Origin of the sequence: Nonomuraea turkmeniaca (assembly GCF_005889735.1) — a bacterium.
Lineage (GTDB): Bacteria > Actinomycetota > Actinomycetes > Streptosporangiales > Streptosporangiaceae > Nonomuraea > Nonomuraea turkmeniaca.
Genome location: NZ_VCKY01000093.1, coordinates 19,270 through 38,326, shown reverse-complemented (window position 1 = coordinate 38,326; position 19,057 = coordinate 19,270). Strand labels below are relative to the sequence as shown.

Sequence of the window (19,057 nt, the reverse complement as noted above, 5' to 3'; positions counted from 1 at the left end):
GGTCAGGGGCGGAGTTCGGCTATGCGGGCGAAGGCGGTGACGTCGAGTTGTTCGCCGCGGGTCGACGGGTCGACGCCGGCCGCCCTCAGCGCGATCTCCGCTTCGGCCGCGCTGCCTGCCCACGAGGCCAAGGCTGCGCGCAGGGTCTTGCGGCGCTGGGCGAACGCGGCGTCCACCACGGCGAAGACCTCCTCGCGGGAGGCCGTCGTGGTGGGGGGTTCGCGGCGGGTGAGGGAGACGAGGCCCGAGTCGACGTTGGGGACGGGCCAGAAGACGGTACGGCCCACCGGGCCGGCGCGGCGTACGTCCGCGTACCAGGCGGCCTTGACCGACGGCACCCCGTACACCTTCGATCCGGGACCGGCGGCGAGGCGGTCGGCCACCTCCGACTGCACCATGACCAGGCCCTTGCGCAGGGAGGGGAGCGCCTCCAGGACGTGGAGCACCACCGGGACGGCGACGTTGTACGGGAGGTTGGCCACCAGAGCTGTGGGGACGAAGCCGGCCAGGTCGTCAAGGGTGATCTTCATGGCGTCGGCGTTGACGACCGTGAGCTTGTCGGACAGGCCTCGGTCGGCGACTGTGATGGGGAGTTGGGTGGCGAGCACCGGGTCGATCTCGACGGCCACCACATGGGAGGCGGAAGAGAGGAGGGCCAGGGTGAGCGAGCCGAGGCCTGGTCCCACCTCGATGACCACGTCATTCTCCGCCAGATCGGCCACGCGGACGATACGCCGGACGGTGCCGCCGTCGATCACGAAGTTCTGGCCTAGCTTTTTTGTCGGACGAAGATCTAGCTTGTCCGCCAAAATACGTATTTCTGCAGGGCCCAACAGCCTCATCATCCAACCAGTCTCCCGTATCGAAGAACCTGCATGGCGGATGGGGAGACCAAAGGAGAGGATGGCGTGGAACAGGAAGGGACATCCCTCATGGAGCCAACGGGCGCCGCGCCGCTCCGCCCGACGGACTTGCGGGAGATCGGGCCGTACCGTCTGCTGGGGAGGCTCGGCGAAGGCGGTATGGGGACCGTTTTCCTGGCACGTGCGCCGACGGGGCGTTTTGTCGCGCTCAAGGTCGTGAAGGCGGAGTTCGCCAACCAGGAGGGGTTCGCGGCCAGGTTCCATGCGGAGGTCGAGAACGCCCGCCGCGTGGCGTCGTTCTGCACGGCTCAGGTGCTGGACAACGGCAACACCGGTGACGGACGGCCGTACATGGTGACCGAGTACATCGCGGGCACCCCGCTGTCCGATCAGATAGCGAAATATGGGGCTCTGGACCCGGGGCCGCTGCATGGTGTCGGGCTGGGGGTGGCGGCGGCGCTGGCCGCGATTCACGTGGCGGGGCTGGTGCACAGGGATCTCAAGCCCGCCAACGTGATTCTTTCGTTGTCGGGGCCGCGCGTGATCGACTTCGGGATCGCCAGGGCGCTCGACAGGGAAACGGGGTTCACGCTTTCCGGCGAGTTGCTCGGCAGCCCTGGGTGGTGGGCGCCTGAGCAGGTACGTGGTGAGATGGTCAGCCCGGCGGCCGACATCTTCGCCTGGGGTTGCCTGGTGGCGTACGCCGGCAACGGGCGGCATCCGTTCGGGCGTGGCGACCCCATCACGATGGCCCACCGCGTGCTGAACTCCCCGCCGGAGCTGGGTGCGCTGCCCGCGCCGCTGAACGAGCTGGCACGGCTGGCCACCTCGATGGATCCCGCGTTGCGTCCGACGGCGCAGGATCTGCTGATCGCGTTGGTGGGTGGCAACACGCCACCGGCGTCCGTCAACCCGCCGACTCTGGTCGCCGCCCCGACTCTGGTCGGGACCGAGATGCTCAGCGACTGGGAGCCGCTGCAGAACGTGGTGAACGAGCCCGACATCACGGCGACGTTCACGACTCCGCCGCCGAGCGACACCACGGGCAAGGCGGCGCCCGGCGGGCCCAACGTCGTCCCTGGAGTGCCCGGCGGTCCTGATGCCGCGGTGCCCGGCGGGCCCGGTGCGGCGCGCCCGGATGCGGCGTCGTTCGAGGAGCTGGCCCGTCGGGAGGAGCAGGCGGCCAAGGCGGAACTGGCCCGCTGGCCGGCTGAGGCCCAGGGCCAGGGTCGGGGCCAACCCCCTGGTGGATCGTCTGGGCAGGAGCAGGCGCGGCCTCGTGGGATGTTCCGGCGAGGTGGCCGGAAGAAGGAGGGGCAGTCCCAGATGCCGCCGGCCACTTTTGGAGCGCCGGATGCCCAGGCTCAAGGCCCTCAGGCGCAGGGTGCTCAGTCGCAAAGCCCTCAGGTGCAGGGTGCTCAAGCGCAGGGTGCTCAGGCGCAAGGTGCTCAGGCGCAAGGGCCGCAGAGGCAGGGTCCGCAAACGCACGGGGCGCAGGTGCAGGGGCCGCCGGCACCGCTGCGGCAAACCGGGCAGGAGCCGCCGGCGCAGCCCGGGCCGGCCGGGCCCGCGCGGCCGCAGGAGCGGCAGGCATCCCTGCCGGGGCAGCCAGGACCGCAGGAGCGGCAGGCATCCCTGCCGGGGCAGCCAGGCCCGCAGGAGCGGCAGACGTCGCTGCCGGGGCAGCCAGGCCCGCAGGAGCGGCAGACGTCGCTGCCGGGGCGGGCGGCCGCCGACACGCGGCCGGGCGATCGGGCGATGCGCATCACCCCGGAGTTACTCCCGAGCGAGCCCGATACCCTCGACGGCACGAGGACCTCGGGCACCCGGTGGCTGATCGCCGCCGCGGCGGCGGTGCTGGCCATCGTCGTCACGGTGGCTGTCCTGATCGTCACGTCCGGCAGGAACACGGTCGTCTCCGGCCCCGGCAACCCGTCCCAGGCCGCCACCACGGCCGCCCCCAACGACGTGGGCCGGAGGTTCCCGCTCGGCGACAACTTCGACGACCCGGTCGCGATCGTGGCGGCGGCCCCTGAGTGCGGGCTGAAGGAGTACGAGGGCAAGACCGCGACCCGGGGCCAGCTGTGCGTGATCCGCTGGACGATGCTCAACCCCGGCGGTGAGCGTAAGGTGCTGGTCCAGCCCGTGGTCACCATGGTCGACGACCGCGGCGGCGAGCACGACCCGGCCGCCGTCACGCTGCCCCCGGCCATCCTGCCGGGCGCCCGCGTGGACAGCGCCTTCGTGTTCGACCTGGCCACGTACCGCAAGCCCGTGAAGCTGACGGCGACCATGCTCGAGAACGGCAAGCAGATCGAGGTGGCGCTGTGAGAATCCGGGAGGCGCTCCTGGCGCTGCTCCTCGCGGCCGGCGCGACGATGGCGCCGGCCACGGCCGCCGTGGCCGCGGCCTGCTCGGGAGCCGCGGACTTCGACGGTGACGGCGTGGACGACGTGGTGGTGGGCGACCCGTTCGCCGACGACCAGAAGGGCGTTGTGCACGTGTTGTCCGCCGGCAAGGTCATCCCCGTCTCCCTGCCCGACCGGGCGAGGGGTGACGCCTTCGGCTGGGTGGCGCGCCTGGCGAAGGTCGACGGCGACGCCTGTGCCGACCTGGTGGTCGGCGCGCCGTACGCGGACGTGGACGGCGTCGAGGACGCCGGGGCCGCGTACGTGATCTACGGCGGCGGCGCCAAACCTCCGCTGCGCCTGAACGCCGCGCAACCTCAGCGGTTGGCGCACTTCGGCTGGTCGCTGGCGACCAAGGGCGACGCGGTGGCCGTCGGCGCGCCGTACGAGGACGAGGGCCGGCTCCTCGACGTGGGCGCGATCTACGTGAGCAGGGGCACGGGAGCGTTACGCAGGATCAGCCAGGAGAGCGTCGACGTACGCGGCAACAGTGAGGTGGGCGACCAGTTCGGCTGGTCGATGGCGTTTGGGGCGCAGAACGCGCTGCTCGTCGGCGTCCCGTACGAGAACGACGACGGCGCGGGCCGCCAGATCGAGGCGGGCAAGATCGACTCGGGCGCGGCCGTGTTCATCGACGACGTGTTCGCCACCCAGATCACGAGCCTGAAGCTGGACTCGCCGACCAAGGCCTCCGGCGACAGGTACGGCTACGCGGTGGCGTACTCCGAGGGCTCCGGCTACGCGATCAGTTCCCCCGGCCCCGGCTCCGTGCAGCTGCTCGACCCCGCCAGGAAGCCCATCAGGACGGTGGCGCAGGACGGCAAGCAGGCGTTCGGGTTCTCGATGGCCGCCTCGGCGGACGGCCGGCTGGCCATCGGCGCCCCGTACGGCGGCGGCGTGCGCATCGTGTCGTGGAAGAACGCGTCCGAGGACAGGAAGTTGCAGACCGCCGACGGGCTGTTCGGCTGGTCGGTGGCCTTCAGCGGCAACAAGTTGTTCGTGGGGCAGCCGGACGCGCAGCCGTACGGGAAGGTCGCGGTCGCCGGGCGGAACGCCGAGAGTTTGCAGCCGCTCCAGCCGCCGAAGGGGGCCGACTTCGGGGTGTCGGTCTCGGGGTAGGCGTCAGCCGAACAGGTGGGCGCCGCAGCTGGGCCACTGGCCCTGCCATCTGCCCTGGACGTGCTGGTAGAGGAGCTGGGCCCGGTAGGTCTGCTCCTCCGCCGGCCAGGCGCTCGGCAGGTCCACGCCGCCGACGGCCTTCCACATGGGCAGGCTGAACTGGTACATGCCGTAGTACGGCCCCTGCGCGTTGTACGCCTGCGGGTTGCCGCCCGACTCGCAGGCGGCCAGCGCACGCCAGTTCAGGCGCAGGACGTCCGGATAGACCGGCGTGGTCCGCGGCGGGGTGACCGTGATGACCGTGCCGTCCTTGGGGAAGCTGCCGAGCGGCGGGCTCACCTGGTAGCCACGGTGCAGGGTGATGCGATTGCGGCGGAGCACCTCGCGTACCGTGCGGGCCGTGGTGCGGGAGGCGCGCCGGGTCGCGCCGGCGACCACGTACACCTTGCGCCTGGTGTAGACGGTCAGCGACATCCCCGACAGCGGCACCGTCCCGTCGCGGGGCGCGGAGATCCTTCCGGCCGCCGGTGAGATGTCGAGCTCGGTGAGGGCGTCGGCGACGTTCGTGCTGGTGACCAGGTGTTTGGTGGTGCGGCCGTCCAGGGTCAGGATGAGGGGGCGGGCGCGGCGTACCTCGATCCTGGATCCGTCGGCGACGACCTCCTCGGTGCCGGGGAGCACGACGTCACCGAAGCTCAGCCTGACCCCGGCGTCATCGAGCACGTCGCGGACGGAGCCGGCGAAGCCGCGCACCGCCACGGGCCGGCCGTCGACGACCACGGTCACGTCCTTGACCAGGAACGACACCGCCACGATCGCGCCCACCGCCAAGGCGCCCACCAGGCACACCACCGGCGTCCACGGGGAACGCCAGGGGATCGGCGGACGCGGCGCACGCCTCCTGCCTCGCATGGACCACCTCCGGTACGGTAAGTGACCGCCCGAACGCTAGTCGTGGCCATGCACCGGCAGCCACCGGTTCACCAAAACATGGTCACCAGGCGCCGAAGACCGTGACTCCGTTCGTACTGATCGCCTCACACAACCGGTCCGGATGGATCCCCTTGACCTCGGCGAGGCAGCGGAGGGTGAGCGGGATGAGGTAGGGCGCGTTGGGCTTGCCGCGGTGCGGCATCGGCGGCAGGTAGGGGGCGTCGGTCTCGACCAGCATGAGCTCCAGGGCCGCCGCGGCGGCGGCCTCGCGGAGGTAAGCGCTGTTTTTGTACGTGACCGGCCCGGAGAACGACATGAAATATCCGGCTTCCACGCACGTCTTCGCCATTTCGGCGTCGCCCGAGAAGCTGTGGAACACCACCTTGTCCGGCGCGCCCTCCTCGGCCAGCACCCTCAGCACGTCGTCGTGCGCGTCCCGGTCATGGATGACCAGCGCCTTGCCGGTGCGCTTGGCGATCTCGATGTGCGCGCGGAAACTGGCGTGCTGGTCGTCCCTGCTCGCCCAGTCGCGGTAGTAGTCGAGCCCGGTCTCCCCCACCGCCCGCACCTCCGGCCGCCCGGCCATAGCCTCGATCTCGGCCAGCACCTCGGGGGTCGCCTCGTGCGCCTCGTTCGGGTGGATCGCCACCCCGGCGTACACGCCTTCCTGCGCCGCCGCCGTCTCCGCGTTCCACCGGGACGACTTCAGGTCGTAGCCGATCGTCACGAGCTTGGTCACGCCGACCGCCCTGGCGTCCTCGAGAATGCCCCGTACGGTGGCCGCGGCCGCCTGGGCCGCCTGGGCCACCGGGTCGCCCGAGGACGCCTGCCGGTTGCCGACCATGATGTCGAGGTGGCAATGGCTGTCGAAAACGGGTGCGGAAAGCGGCTCCGGGGCGGCGGGAATCTTGCTCACGCCCCTAACGTAGCCTCTCCCCGCACCTCGACGGCTCACCGCCCGGGCAGGCTCAACGGCTCACTGGCCCAGCCGGGCCAGCTCCTCGTCGACGACCTTCGGGTCGAGCTTCTTGAACAGCGGCACCGGCGGCGCGAGCTGCGTGCCCGGCTTGATCGGCCGGTGCTCCCAGCGGGCCGCGCCGTCGTACTCTCCGGTGATCACCGGGTACGGCTCGCCACCGTCCTCGTCGACCTCGTGGATCTCCGGCATGCCCGACCAGACGCCCTCGCCGCCGAGCATGGCGAACACCTTGTTGGACGAGCTCGGCAGGAACGGCGTGAGCAACGTCTTGGCGTCGTCGACCACCTGGAGCGCGACGTGCAGGATCGACTTCTGTCGCGCCGGGTCCTCCTTGAGCTTCCACGGCTCCTGCTCGGCCAGGTATTTGTTCGCCTCGCGGACCACGTCGAACGCCTCGGTGATCGCGTTCTTGAACCTGGACCTGTTCAGCTCCGCGCCCACCGGGCCGAACGCGTTGCGCGAGCGCTCCAGCAGCACCCGGTCCGCGTCCGTCAGGTCGCCGGCCTCGGGCACGGCGCCGAAGTTCTTCGCCGCCATCGAGATCGACCGGTTGACCAGGTTGCCCCAGGCAGCGACGAGCTCGCCGTTGTTGCGGTTGACGAACTCCTGCCAGGTGAAGTCCGTGTCCTGGTTCTCCGGCCCGGCGACCGCGATGTAGTAGCGCAGCGCGTCGGCGTCGTAGCGCGCGAGGAAGTCGCGGACGTAGATGACGACCTGGCGCGAGGAGGAGAACTTCTTGCCCTCCATCGTCAGGAACTCGCTGGAGACCACCTCGGACGGCACGTTGAGCGCGCCGAGCGAACCGGGCGAGCCGGCGCGGGCGCCCTGCCCGCTGTAGCCGAACAACATCGCCGGCCAGATCTCGGCGTGGAAGACGATGTTGTCCTTGCCCATGAAGTAGTAGCCGCGGGCGTCCGGATTCTGCCACCACTGGCGCCAGGCGTCCGGGTCGCCGGAGCGCCTGGCCCACTCGATGGAGGCCGACAGGTAGCCGATGACCGCGTCGAACCACACGTACAGCCGCTTGTTGGGCTGGTCGCGCCAGCCGTCGAGCGGGATCGGCACGCCCCAGTCCAGGTCGCGGCTGATCGCCCGCGGCTGCAGGTCGCCGAGCAGGTTGAGCGCGAACTTCAGCACGTTGGGCCGCCACTCGCCCTGCTTGGACTGCAGGTAGGAGCCGAGCACCTCGGCGAAGGCGGGCAGGTCGAGCATGAAGTGCTCGGTCTCGACGAAGACCGGGGTCTCACCGTTGATGCGACTCTTGGGGTTGATCAGCTGGATCGGGTCCAGCTGGTTGCCGCAGTTGTCGCACTGGTCGCCGCGTGCGCCGTCGTAACCGCAGATGGGGCAGGTGCCCTCGATGTAGCGGTCGGGCAGGGTGCGGCCGGTCGAGGGCGAGATGGCGCCCATCGTGGTCTTCGGGAAGATGTAGCCGTTGTCGTAGAGACCCTTGAAGATCTGCTGCGTGACGGAGTAGTGGTTCTTCGTGGTGGTCCTGGTGAACAGGTCGTAGGACAGCCCCAGGCCGGTGAGGTCCTCGGCGATGACGCGGTTGTAGCGGTCGGCCAGCTCTCTGGCGCTGACGCCTTCCTTGTCGGCCTGCACCTGGATGGGTGTGCCGTGCTCGTCGGTGCCGGAGACCATCAGCACCTTGTTGCCCGCCATCCGCTGGTAGCGGCTGAAAACGTCGGACGGCACGCCAAACCCGGACACGTGCCCGATATGACGAGGGCCGTTAGCATACGGCCACGCAACGGCGGTCAAAATGTGCTGCGACATGATTGTAGCCTAAAGGATCGTTTCTTGATCATTTTTACGCGCTGACGTGGCTTGCCGCCCGCCCTACTTCGGCTGATGGCCCTCCAGGAAACGGCCTCTGACCCTTCACGAGTGACCCGCCGTTACGCGAGCCCACGTTAACCGACTCCGTGGTCCCCGTGGGCCGTCGCCGCGCATTTACCGCGATCCCGAGCGAGCGACCGACCCCCTCCCGGCCCGGCGCCGCGTCGACGGCGGCCTGGAGAAGCCACGGAACTCGGCCGGCAGAGCGCGCCGTTACGGTGGTGCGCCACTGACCGATCAGAGGCCGTTTCCCTGGACAGACGCGAGCCGGCGTCGGCGGTCGGCCGACCACGGCAACGCGTAAAGGACGGTCAGGCCCTTGATCGGCCTCGCGAGACCCGCGCGGCCGGCCACGGCAACGCGTAAAAGAAGCTTATGCTTTTGACTTTTCGCGGGAGATCGCCTCCGCGGCCTCCTCAGCGGCGGCCGCGGCGCGGTCGATAGGGGTTTCGCGGGCCCGCCGGATTCCGAGGATGCTGACGAAGAGAGTGGCGAAGATCGTCTGGAAGCTCATGATCAACGCCGTCGCCGACGGCACCACCAGACGCAGCGACTCGCGCGGGTCCAGCTCGCCGAAGCTGCGCACCTGCCAGTGCACCAGCGACATCACGAGTCCGACCAGACCGGCCAGGGCCAGCAGCCCGCCGACCACGAGCCCCTTCTCCAGGGTCACGATGTCGATGATCTTGCGGATCCGCGGCGACTCCGGCAGGAATCCTTCCTCGGCCGCATAGACCTTGGTGAACAGCGCGAACAACGCCGCCTGGAACCCGATCACCACCAACGCCGAGGATCCGACCAGGGTGTCGACGTCGAAGGCGAGCTCGCCGATCTCCACCGGGCCGAAGGTCAGCGCGGTCCCCGCCACCAGGCCGATGATCATCATCAGCACGCCGGGATAGAAGAACAGCCACTTCGGGCTGTAGAGGAGCAGGAAGCGCAGGTGGCGCCAGCCGTCGCGCCAGGAGCGCAGATGCGGCGGGCGAGAGCGGCCGTCGGGCGAGAGGGTCGTGGGCACCTCGCGCACGTCGAGCCCGGACAGCGTGGAGCGGACCACCATCTCGGAGGCGAACTCCATGCCGCCGGTCTGCAGGTGCAGCTTCAGGATCGAGTCGCGCCGGAAGCCGCGCAGGCCGCAGTGGAAGTCGCCGATCGCCGAGGGGAAGAACAACCGGCCGACGAACGACAGCACCGGGTTGCCCAGATAGCGGTGCAGCGGGGGCATGGCGCCGGGCGCGATGCCCCCCTTGAACCGGTTGCCCATGACCAGGTCGGCGCCGTCACGCAGCTGCTCGACGAACGGCAGCAGCGCGGTGAAGTCGTAGGAGTCGTCGGCGTCGCCCATGATGACGAATTTGCCGCGCGCTGCCCTGATGCCGCCCATGAGGGCGTTGCCGTAGCCCTTCTCGTCGACGTGGACCACGCGGGCGCCGGCCTCGCGGGCGAGCTGTTGAGAGCCGTCCGTGCTGCCGTTGTCGGCGATCAGGACCTCGCCCTCGATGCCGTGCTGCTCCATGCACGCCAAAGCCTTGCGTACACAGACTTCCACGGTCTCCGCCTCGTTGAGGCAGGGCATGACCACCGTCAGTTCCACGTGTCTACCCTTCAAGTTAAGGCTGTTCCAGTGAACCATCATGCACTGTGCCCAGAGGTGTTCGGGTCAAGACCCAAAAACGACTGGCATTCTTTACAGCATGGTGAGCGTCGCGGAGATTACCCCTGTGGACCACTCCGCTCCTGGCCGGGCAGCGCGTTGGCTGTCGTTCCTGCGCCGGCATCGTGTGTTCGCCGCGGCCTTCGGCGCGGGCGCCGTGCTGCGGCTCATCACCATGCTCGGATACGGCCCGGCCATGTGGTTCAACGACTCCTACGAGTACGTCTCGGTGGCGCTGCACCCGCGGCCGCACCCCATCAGGCCGGACGGCTACAGCTTCTGGCTGCTGCTGCTGAAGCCCTTCCACAGCTTCGCGCTGGTGACGTTCACGCAGCACCTGATGGGCCTGGCCACGGCCTGCCTGATCTACGCGCTGCTGCGGATCAAGTTCCGGCTGCCGAAGTGGGGCGCCACGCTGGCGGCGGCGCCGGTGCTCTTCGACGCCTACCAGATCCAGCTGGAGCAGCTGGTGATGTCGGACAGCCTGTTCACCCTGCTCGTGGTGAGCGTCATCACACTGGTGTTGTGGAAGCGCCGGTTGTCGTGGCAGGCGGGCGCGGTCGTCGGCTTCCTGCTTGCGCTGACGTGGCTCACGCGCTCGATCGGCCTGCCGATCCTGGCGCTGGTGGTGCTCTACCTGCTGGTCAAGCGGACGGGCTGGCGGCCGATCGCGGCGTTGATCACGGCGTGCGCGATCCCGGTGATGGCGTACATGGGCTGGTTCGCCTCGGCGTACGGCAAGTTCGCGATGACCAACAGCGACGGCCTCATCCTGTACATGCGTACGGCGATCTTCGCCGACTGCAACAAGATGAACATCGACAAGTACAAAGAGGTCCAGCTGCTGCTGCTGTGCATCAACGACCCGGTCAGCCAGCGCAAGGACTACGCGCAGTGGTACCTGTGGGGGCAGGGCAACGGCGACGGCACGGGCACCGGCGAGGTGCTGCACCGGTGGGGCATCCAGAAGAAGTGGAGCGAGATCACCAACGACGCGGCCAGCGCGTTCGCCACGCGGGCGATCATGTCGCAGCCCGGCGACTATCTGAAGGTGGTCACGCGCGACTTCTTCCGCTCGTTCCACTGGTCACGACCGATGTTCCCCGACCCGTCGACGTACAGCATGTACCAGTTCAAGCCGTACGTGGAGCCCGACGAGAACGGCCAGCCCAAGCGGTTGCCGAAGTGGTCGTCGTACCAGGGCGGGCGGACCGACACCGACGCGTTCAGCTACGAGCAGGGCCCGCCGGAGACGCGAATCGTGCACCCGTGGGCGGACATCATGAGCGCCTACCAGAAGGTGTTCTACCTGCGCGGCATCATGGTCGGCGGAATCCTGCTGATCGGCCTGTACGGCGTCGCCGTGCGCTGGCGCACGTTCGGCGGCCCGGTGGTGCTGCCGTGGCTGGGCGCGGTCGGCCTGCTGCTGGCCCCGGCGGCGACGGCCGAGTTCGACTATCGCTATGTGCTTCCGGCCGTGCCCCTGGCCTGCATCGCGGCGGCGATCACGCTGCGCAAGGGCGTCACTTGGGCGCGGCGGTCACCCAAGAGCGCATCAGCATCCGAGCCCACCACTCTGCCTGTGTGAGCGTCTCGGCGGTCAGCACCGGGTAGAGCCACCAGAAGTTGATCAGCACGACGAGCGCGAACGCCCCGACCGCCGCGGCCCCGACCGCCCGCCGGCCCGGGGGCGCGTTCTCCTTGCCCAGGATCAGCCCTGCCAGCAGCACGATCGCCAGCACCATGAACGGCACGACGGGGATCATGTAGAACAGGTACATCGTGCGGTTGTCGGCGATGGCGTAGTAGAACCACGGCAGCCAGCCGCCCGCGAACGCCAGCACCACGGCCCCGGCCCGCCAGTCGCGTGTGGCCGCGTACCAGGCGACGAGGCCGATCAGGGCGAGCAGGGCGCCGTACCAGAGGGCGGGGGTGCCGACGCCGAGCACGGCCTGGGAGCACTTGTCGGCCCCGCACAACGACGGCGGCAGGTTCGCCGGATAATGGAACGAGACGGGTCGTAACAACAGCGGCCACGACCAGGGCTCGGACATGTAGGGGTGGTAGGAGTCCAGGCCGCTGTGGTAGCCGAGCACCTGGCTCTGGTACTCGAGCCACGACCGCGCCGAGTCGAAGAGGAAGTAGAACGGATTGCCCGCCGAGGTGGTGGCCCGTTCCCAGTTGCGGCCCCAGCCGTCGGCGGTGACGAACCAGCCCGTCCAGCTCGCCAGGAACACCGCGGCCGGCGTGAGCGCCATCGCGGCCAGGCCGCCGGGCACGTCGTACGACAGCGCCCCCCGGTACGGCTCCCGCAGCCCCAGCGCCCGCCTGGCCCCCATGTCCCACATGAGGGTGAGCACCGCGAACGCGATGAGGAAGAAGATCCCCGACCATTTGACCGCGCAGGCCGCGCCCAGGCACGCCCCGGCCGCCAGCCGCCACGGACGGGCCCCCAGCCGGGGGCCGAGCTCGGTGATGGGCGCGCTCTCGTACCACTCCACCAGCCGCCGCCGCGCCCAGTCCCGGTCGGCCACCAGGCACGCGAACCCGGCCAGCACCCAGAACATCAGGAAGATGTCCAGCAGCGCCGTCCGCGACAACACCAGGTGCAGCCCGTCGAGCGCCAGCAGCAGCCCGCCCAGGCAGCCGAGCAGTGTCGAGCGGGTCATCCTGCGCGCCACCCTGGCCATGATCAGGATGGACAGCGTGCCCACGAGGGCGGCGGCGAAGCGCCAACCGAACGGGTTCATGCCGAACAACCACTCGCCGGCCCCGATCATCCACTTGCCCAGCGGCGGATGCGCCACGAACGAGGCGCAGTCGGACGGCTCGGCGCACTGCTTGAAGATGTCCAGGTTTCCGGTGATCAAGCGCTTGTCGGCGACAGGGTCCTTGGCGTCGCCCAGCATGGTCCGTTCCACGCCGTACGTGAGCAGCGCGTACGCGTCCTTGATGTAGTACGTCTCGTCGAAGACCACGGCCTTGGGCTCGCCGAGCCGGACGAACCGCAGGATCCCGCCGAACAACGCCACCACGAGCGGCGCCATCCAGCCCAGCAAGGCGGATCCCTGGAACGGTGGGACGAGCCGCTGCGGCGAAACCCCCCTGTGCTTCACGATGCGCACTATAGGCGTTTGTGAACCAGGTCATACAGCTCCCGCTTGGGGATGCCGGCCACCTTGGCCACGTCCGCGATGGCCAGCTTGCGCTGCGTGCCCTCGGCGACCCTCCGGTCCACCTCGGCGACCAGTTCGTCCAGGTCCGGCTCGTCCGTGCCGGGCACATGGCCGGCCACCACGATCGTGATCTCGCCCTTGACGCCTGCGGCCGCCCACTCGGCCAGCTCGCCGAGCCCGCCCCGGCGCACTTCCTCGTACGTCTTGGTCAGCTCGCGGCACACCGCGGCCTCGCGGCCGGCTCCGAACGCCTCGGCCATGGCCGCCAGCGAGTCCGCCAGCCGGTGCGGGGCCTCGAAGAAGACCATCGTGCGCTCCTCGGCGGCCAGCGCGGCCAGGCGGCGGGCCCGGTCGCCGGCCTTGCGCGGCGGGAACCCCTCAAAGCAGAACCGGTCGCTGGCCAGCCCGGACACGGCCAGCGCGGTGGTGACGGCGCTCGGCCCCGGCAGGGCGGTCACCGTGATGCCCGCCTCGACCGCGAGTCGCGTCAGCCGGTAGCCCGGGTCGGAGACGCCCGGCATGCCCGCGTCCGTGATGATCACGACCGTGCGGCCCTGTTTGAGCGTCTCGAGGAGCTCCTGGGCCCGGCCGGCCTCGTTCTGGTCGTAGTAGGACACCACCCGGCCCGTGAGCTCGACGCCCAGCTCGGCCGCGAGCCTGCGCAACCGCCTGGTGTCCTCGGCGGCCACGACGTCGGCGCTCCCTAGCACCTCGCGCAACCGCGGCGAGACATCGCCCGCCTGGCCTATGGGGGCCCCTGCCAGCACCAACCTGCCGTCTTCTGCCACCCGACCATTGTGGCAGCGCATCCCAATTAGACCGTGTTTCGACTTACCTAACCGCTTGGGCCCCGTACGATGTCCGAATGGCGGTGACCGATTCCCCGTACCAGGCCTACGAGACCTCGGAGGCCGGCGAGAGCCTGCCACCGACTCGGTCCGTGCGCGATCGGGTCATACCTCCCATGCGCGGCAGTGTGCTGTGGGGGTGGATCGGCCCGTTGCTGGTCACCGCCTTCGGCGGAATCCTGCGTTTCATGAACCTCGGCCATCCGAAGGCCGTGGTGTTCGACGAGACGTACTACATGAAAGACGCGTTCTCGCTGGTCACATGGGGTGTGGAGCGGATCGCGATCAAGGACGCCGACAAGGCGATCCTGGCCGGGAACACGAACATCTGGCAGTCGTGCACCCAGGAGACGCTCGACAAGTGTGCCTCCTACGTGGTGCATCCGCCGCTGGGCAAGTGGATGATCGGCGTCGGCGAGTGGTTGTTCGGGCTCAACCCGTTCGGCTGGCGGGTCAGCGCGGCCGTGATCGGCACGCTGTCCATCCTCATCCTGGCCCGGGTGGCGCGCAGGATGACCCGCTCGACGCTGCTGGGCTGCTTCGCCGGGCTGCTGCTGGCGCTGGACGGCCTGCACTTCGTGTTGTCGCGCACGGCGCTGCTGGACATCTTCCTGATGTTCTGGGTGCTGGCCGCGTTCGCGTGCCTGGTGGTGGATCGTGACCAGACGCGGGAGCGGCTGGTCACCTGGTACGAGAACTCACCCGTCTCGCCGCAGGGCCCGTGGCTGGGGGCTCGCCCGTGGCGGATCGCCGCCGGCGTGTGCCTGGCCTTCGCGATGTCGGTCAAGTGGTCGGGGCTGGCGTTCGCGGTGGCCTTCGCGATCATGTCGCTGCTGTGGGACTTCGGGGCGCGGCGGGCCGTGGGGTTGCGGCATCCGTACGCGGGCGCGTTCAACAAGGACGTGCCGCAGGGGATCCTGGCGTTCGGGATCGTGCCGTTCGTGGCGTACATGCTCACCTGGACCGGCTGGTTCGTGACGGACAAGGGCTACGGGCGCAAGTGGGAGCAGGCCACCTCGGTGGACAATCCGCTGTTCTTCCTCTTCGACTCGATGCGGTCGTGGATCCAGTACCAGTGGCAGGTCTTCTCCTTCCACAGCGACCTGGAGACCTCGCATCCGTACATGTCCGAGCCGTGGCAGTGGCCGCTGCTCCTGCGCCCGGTCGCCTTCTACTACGAGGGCAAGCAGAACGCCTGCGGCGTCAAGGACTGCTCCGAGGCGGTCCTGGGCGTCGGCACGCCGGTGATCTGGTTCGGCGCGGTGGTGGCGCTCGTGGCGCTGATCGCCTACTACGTCTCCTCGCGCGACTGGCGGGCCGGGGCCGTGCTGCTGGCCTACGCGATGGGCTGGCTGCCGTGGTTCTACTTCGCCATCGCCGACAACCGCACCATGTTCCTGTTCTACGCGATCCCGATGGTGCCGTTCATGGTGCTGGCGATCACGTTGTGCGCCGGGCTGCTGATAGGTCCCTCCGCTCCCCCGGCTGGGAAACCGTGGGCCGTCCCGGTACGGCGTACCGCCGGGGCCGCCGTCGTGGGCGCCTTCGCCCTGCTAGCGTTGATCAACTTCTGGTGGCTGCAACCGATCCTGACCGCCGAGCTGATCCCCTACGTCGAGTGGAAGGCCCGCATGTTGTTTGAAAAACGATGGATCTGACCCGGTAACCGCCTGTCCTATAGCGCTTTCTTAGGGTAGTCACTGTGCAAGACCCAATACGGACCGGATTCGGTCATCGTCAGGCCAGGGGTCGATACGGCAAACTTCCAGGCATGAGTGCACCGGATGTCACCGCCCTTCTCGCCGAGTTGGAGCGCTCTCACCCGGAGCTGGCCGAAGACGCCAGGACCGCCGTCGGCTGGCTGACGGGTGGGGAGCCGCTGGAGTCGGTGACCCAGCTCGACGTCTGCGAGTTCCTCTGGTACACGTTGCCGCTCAAAGTGGGCGGCGACCACGAGCGACTGGCACGCTCGCTCGGGCGGCTGCTCCAGCTGGGTGGATTGGAGCGTTACGCCGCGTTGTGCGTGTCCCCGACGACCGTACAGATCCTGCGCACCTACGCCCGCGAGGGCGAGGACGCGGGCACCAGCGCCTATCAGCAGGCGCTCGAGGCCACGGGCGTGCTCCCGCCCGACGTGCCCGAACTCCAGTGGAGCATGATCATGGGGCCGGAGGAGCTGGGCGCGCACGTCGCCTGCGCCGCGGCCCTGGAGCTGGCCATCGTCGCGGGCGAGAAGGTGGACCGTGCCGCGCTGACCCGCCGCTGGCTCACCGAGCCGCGCGCGGAGCTGGGCGGCGACAGCTGGCTCAACCGGGTGCACGGCGAGCGGCTCAACCGCTGGGTGCTGGGCCGCGGACCGGCCAGGCGGGAGCTGGCGCAGCCGTTCGAGGTGCGCCTGCACGCGCCCGTGACCCCGCAACCCCTGCCTGCCCTGCACGGGCTGCTGTCCCTGGCGGCCAGGGAGGGCACGCTGCCGCTGCGGCTGGCGCCGTCGCCCGAGGCGCTCAGGCTGCGTGAGCTGGCCGAGCGGGAGCTGGGCGCGATCACCCGCGACGGCGCGAAACTCGTCATCACCGATCACGGCAGGCGGCTGCTCACGTCGCCCGAGGCGATGTGGTCGGCGGTCACCAGGCTGCTGCTGGCCAAGGGCGAGCACGAGTTCGAGGTGTCGGCCAGGGAGGCCGCGCTCATGCTGCTCGCCGACGGCACGCTGATGTCGCCTGACAAACTGCGCGAGCGAGTCGCGGAGGTGGTCGGCGGCGAGGGCTGGCATCCGACCACGGGCCTGCAGGACGTCGCCGCGCCGGTGGCGGACCTGGTCTCCCAGCTGACGGCGCTGGGGCTGGCGTTCAGCGACGAGCTGGTGGTGCGGATGGACCGGCCGGGGCAGCTCGCCGCCCTGGCGGCCCTGCGCACCCATGCCCTGCGCCCACGCAAGTACGTCAGCTCGGGCCGGCACACGAGCTCTGGATGATCACCCTTCGGGGACCCTACGGATGGCCCGCTTGAACTCGGGGCACTCGACGAGCGGGTCGTGCTCGCAGACCGCCGCGTGGCGCAGGCTGTCGCGCAGCCGGGTCAGCTGCGCGACCCGCGCGTCCACTTCGCGTTCCTTGGCCGCCATGTGCTCGCGCAGCCGCGTGTCGGACGGCCCGGCCCGCAGGAACGCGGCGATCTCGGCGAGCGTGAACCCGGCGTCACGGGCGCAGGTGATCAGCGCCAGCCGCTCCAGCGTCTCCGGCCGGTACGCCCGCCGCAGCCCGTTGCGCCCGTCGGCCTCGATGAGGCCCTTGCGCTCGTAGAACCGCAACGCGGACGCGGCCAGCCCGCTGCGCCTGGCCACCTCACCGATGTCGAGCAACGTGTCCACCTGCGCTCCTTGACTTGAACCGCGCTTCAAGTCGCAGTCTAGCCGCATGCGAATTCACCATCTCAATCTCGGCTCCATGCGCGAGATCAACCCGCTCGACGGCGGCCCGGCCGCGCGGGCGGTCTGCCACGCCCTGCTCATCGAGACCCCGGCGTCCGGGCTGGTCCTGGTGGAGGCCGGGCTCGGCATGGACGACGTGACCCGGCCCGCGGAGCTGCTGGAACACGAATGGACGGAGCTCGTCGAGCCGGTGCTGGCGCCTGCGGAGACCGCCGTGCGGCAGATCGCCGCCCTCGGCCACGACCCCGCCGACGTGCGCCACATCGTGCTCACCCACCTGGACGTGGACCACAGCGGCGGCCTGCCGGACTTCCCCGGGGCCCAGGTGCACGTGATGGAGGCGGAGCTGAAGGCCGCGCTCGCGCAGGCGCCGAACCGCCGCTACCGGCCCGGCCACTGGGCGCACGAGCCCCGCTGGGTCACCTATCCCGGCACGGGCACGCAGTGGCTGGGCGTGGAGGGGGTGCGGCCGCTCACGGGCCTGCCGGAGGAGTTCCTGCTCGTGCCGCTCGAAGGGCACACGGAAGGGCACGCCGGGGTGGCCGTCCGCGACGGTGACCGCTGGCTGCTGCACGCCGGGGACGCGTACTTCTACCACGGCGAACTGTCCGAGGATCCCCAGTCCCATCCGCTGTTCGACATCGTGCAGCTGGACTCGCAGGTCGACGCCGAGCGCCGCGTGTCGAGCCAGGAACGCCTGCGCTCGCTCGTCCGCGACCACGGGGTGAGCGTCATCTCCGCGCACGACCCCTGGGAGCTGGCCGATTACCCAAGGTAGTTACCATGCCGTCATGGAGCTCTTCCCTGCCATGCCGCTCGCGGAGTGGGCCGAGGCCAAGGAGACCTTTCACCGGTTCGCGCAGATCGTCGGCAAGATCCGGTTGGTGTCGAGCAATCGGCGTAACCACTGGTGGCAGGTGCCGTTCCATCCGACCGGGCGCGGGCTGACCACGCGGCCGATGGGCGGGCTGGGCGAGCAACCGCTGTTCAGCATCGACTTCGACCTCGTACGGCACCGCTTGGTCGTGGATGTGCTGGACGGCCGGAGCGCGGAGTTCAGCATGATCGGGCAGTCGGTGGCGTCGTTCTACCATCGGTTGTTCGACACGCTGGCGGGGCTGGGGATCCGGCCGGACATCTGGGCGGTGCCGTTCGACCTCGGGGACGACACGCCGTTCGCTCATGACACGGTGCACGCCCGCTACGACCCGGTGCTGATCAACCGGTATTGGCGGGTCCTGTCGCAGGTGGCGCAGCTGCTCGACCGGTTCGCGGCGGACTTCGCCGGCAAGACCAGTCCCGTGCACCACTTCTGGCACACGTTCGACATCGCGGTCACGCGGTTCACCGGGAGTGTGGTGCGGGTCCCGCCGGAGGCCGATGCGGTGACGCGGGAAGCGTACAGCTGGGAGGTCATCAGCGCGGGGTTCTGGTTCGGGGACAGGGAGCGGCCGTGGCCTGCGTTCTACTCCTACACCGCGCCGGAGCCCGAAGGTCTGGAACGAGAGCCGCTGCGCCCTGAACAGGCCGAGTGGATCGCCTCGCGCGGCAGCCACCTGGCGGTCCTGCGGTACGACGACGTCCGCGCCATGGGGGATCCGGTCGCCGGCGTGCTGGAGTTCCTGGACAGCGCCTACCAGGCGGGGGCCCGGCTGACCGGCCTCGACGCGGAGGCGCTGGCCTGCCGTGGTGGCGTGACGGACCCGTACTACGCCAAGGCGTGAAAAGACGAGAACGCCCGCCCTCCGGGGAGGGCGGGCGCTCAACGAGTGCGCACCGGTGTGCAGGTCGCCTCTCGGCGAAAG

At 69.7% G+C, this 19,057-nt stretch carries 15 protein-coding genes; 7 read left to right on the top strand and 8 right to left on the bottom strand.

The window, feature by feature from the left end:
• Positions 1-2: 2 nt before the first annotated feature.
• On the bottom strand, positions 3-842 hold the full coding sequence (gene rsmA / locus ETD86_RS25975) for a 16S rRNA (adenine(1518)-N(6)/adenine(1519)-N(6))-dimethyltransferase RsmA (protein ID WP_138668785.1): 840 nt from the start codon (positions 840-842) through the stop codon (positions 3-5).
• A 66-nt stretch (positions 843-908) separates the two neighbouring features.
• Here rsmA and ETD86_RS57205 point away from each other — a divergent pair, with 66 nt between their 5' ends.
• Positions 909-3,194 (top strand): serine/threonine-protein kinase, encoded by a 2,286-nt coding sequence (locus ETD86_RS57205; protein WP_425465655.1) that lies wholly within the window; start codon positions 909-911, stop codon positions 3,192-3,194.
• Positions 3,191-4,390: an integrin alpha gene (locus ETD86_RS25965; RefSeq protein WP_138668778.1), complete on the top strand. Its 1,200-nt coding sequence runs from the start codon at positions 3,191-3,193 to the stop codon at positions 4,388-4,390. Before ETD86_RS57205 ends, ETD86_RS25965 begins: the two co-directional genes overlap by 4 nt.
• A 3-nt stretch (positions 4,391-4,393) precedes the next feature.
• Here ETD86_RS25965 and ETD86_RS25960 read toward each other — a convergent pair whose 3' ends face one another.
• From ETD86_RS25960 to ETD86_RS25945, 4 genes are all read right to left on the bottom strand, one after another.
• The gene (locus tag ETD86_RS25960; RefSeq protein WP_138668777.1) at positions 4,394-5,302 is read right to left on the bottom strand and encodes a resuscitation-promoting factor; all 909 of its coding nucleotides are present in this window, start codon (positions 5,300-5,302) and stop codon (positions 4,394-4,396) included.
• A gap of 82 nt (positions 5,303-5,384) precedes the next feature.
• Positions 5,385-6,239, bottom strand: a complete 855-nt coding sequence (locus ETD86_RS25955; protein WP_138668776.1) for a TatD family hydrolase — start codon at positions 6,237-6,239, stop codon at positions 5,385-5,387.
• 60 nt (positions 6,240-6,299) lie between these two features.
• On the bottom strand, positions 6,300-8,081 hold the full coding sequence (gene metG, locus ETD86_RS25950; protein ID WP_138668775.1) for a methionine--tRNA ligase: 1,782 nt from the start codon (positions 8,079-8,081) through the stop codon (positions 6,300-6,302).
• Positions 8,082-8,517: 436 nt separating this feature from the next.
• Positions 8,518-9,738, bottom strand: a complete 1,221-nt coding sequence (locus tag ETD86_RS25945; protein ID WP_211370310.1) for a glycosyltransferase family 2 protein — start codon at positions 9,736-9,738, stop codon at positions 8,518-8,520.
• Between the two features lie 100 nt (positions 9,739-9,838).
• Between ETD86_RS25945 and ETD86_RS25940 the strand changes: the two genes are divergently transcribed.
• Positions 9,839-11,386, top strand: coding sequence for a hypothetical protein (locus ETD86_RS25940; RefSeq protein ID WP_246148165.1), 1,548 nt, complete (start codon positions 9,839-9,841; stop codon positions 11,384-11,386).
• Here the strand turns inward: ETD86_RS25940 and ETD86_RS25935 are convergent.
• Together ETD86_RS25935 and rsmI are read right to left on the bottom strand one after the other, a co-directional pair.
• A complete protein-coding gene (locus ETD86_RS25935) occupies positions 11,322-12,914 on the bottom strand; it encodes a dolichyl-phosphate-mannose--protein mannosyltransferase (protein WP_246148163.1) in 1,593 nt (530 codons plus the stop codon). The two genes, ETD86_RS25940 and ETD86_RS25935, sit on opposite strands and share 65 nt — an antisense overlap.
• An 8-nt stretch (positions 12,915-12,922) precedes the next feature.
• Complete coding sequence (rsmI, locus tag ETD86_RS25930; protein WP_246148161.1) at positions 12,923-13,762, bottom strand: 16S rRNA (cytidine(1402)-2'-O)-methyltransferase; 840 nt, start codon at positions 13,760-13,762, stop codon at positions 12,923-12,925.
• Between the two features lie 77 nt (positions 13,763-13,839).
• Between rsmI and ETD86_RS25925 the strand changes: the two genes are divergently transcribed.
• The gene (locus ETD86_RS25925; protein ID WP_138668773.1) at positions 13,840-15,480 is read left to right on the top strand and encodes a dolichyl-phosphate-mannose--protein mannosyltransferase; all 1,641 of its coding nucleotides are present in this window, start codon (positions 13,840-13,842) and stop codon (positions 15,478-15,480) included.
• Positions 15,481-15,593: 113 nt separating this feature from the next.
• Positions 15,594-16,796, top strand: a complete 1,203-nt coding sequence (locus ETD86_RS25920) for a hypothetical protein (protein WP_170223263.1) — start codon at positions 15,594-15,596, stop codon at positions 16,794-16,796.
• On the opposite strand, the gene ETD86_RS25915 is transcribed toward ETD86_RS25920, so the two are convergent.
• Positions 16,797-17,192: a MerR family transcriptional regulator gene (locus ETD86_RS25915; RefSeq protein ID WP_246148158.1), complete on the bottom strand. Its 396-nt coding sequence runs from the start codon at positions 17,190-17,192 to the stop codon at positions 16,797-16,799.
• Between the two features lie 46 nt (positions 17,193-17,238).
• Here ETD86_RS25915 and ETD86_RS25910 point away from each other — a divergent pair, with 46 nt between their 5' ends.
• Entirely contained in the window at positions 17,239-18,030 is a 792-nt protein-coding gene (locus ETD86_RS25910; protein ID WP_138668771.1) for an MBL fold metallo-hydrolase, read from the top strand.
• A gap of 13 nt (positions 18,031-18,043) precedes the next feature.
• Complete coding sequence (locus tag ETD86_RS25905) at positions 18,044-18,976, top strand: DUF5996 family protein (protein WP_138668770.1); 933 nt, start codon at positions 18,044-18,046, stop codon at positions 18,974-18,976.
• The last annotated feature ends 81 nt before the right edge of the window (positions 18,977-19,057 follow it).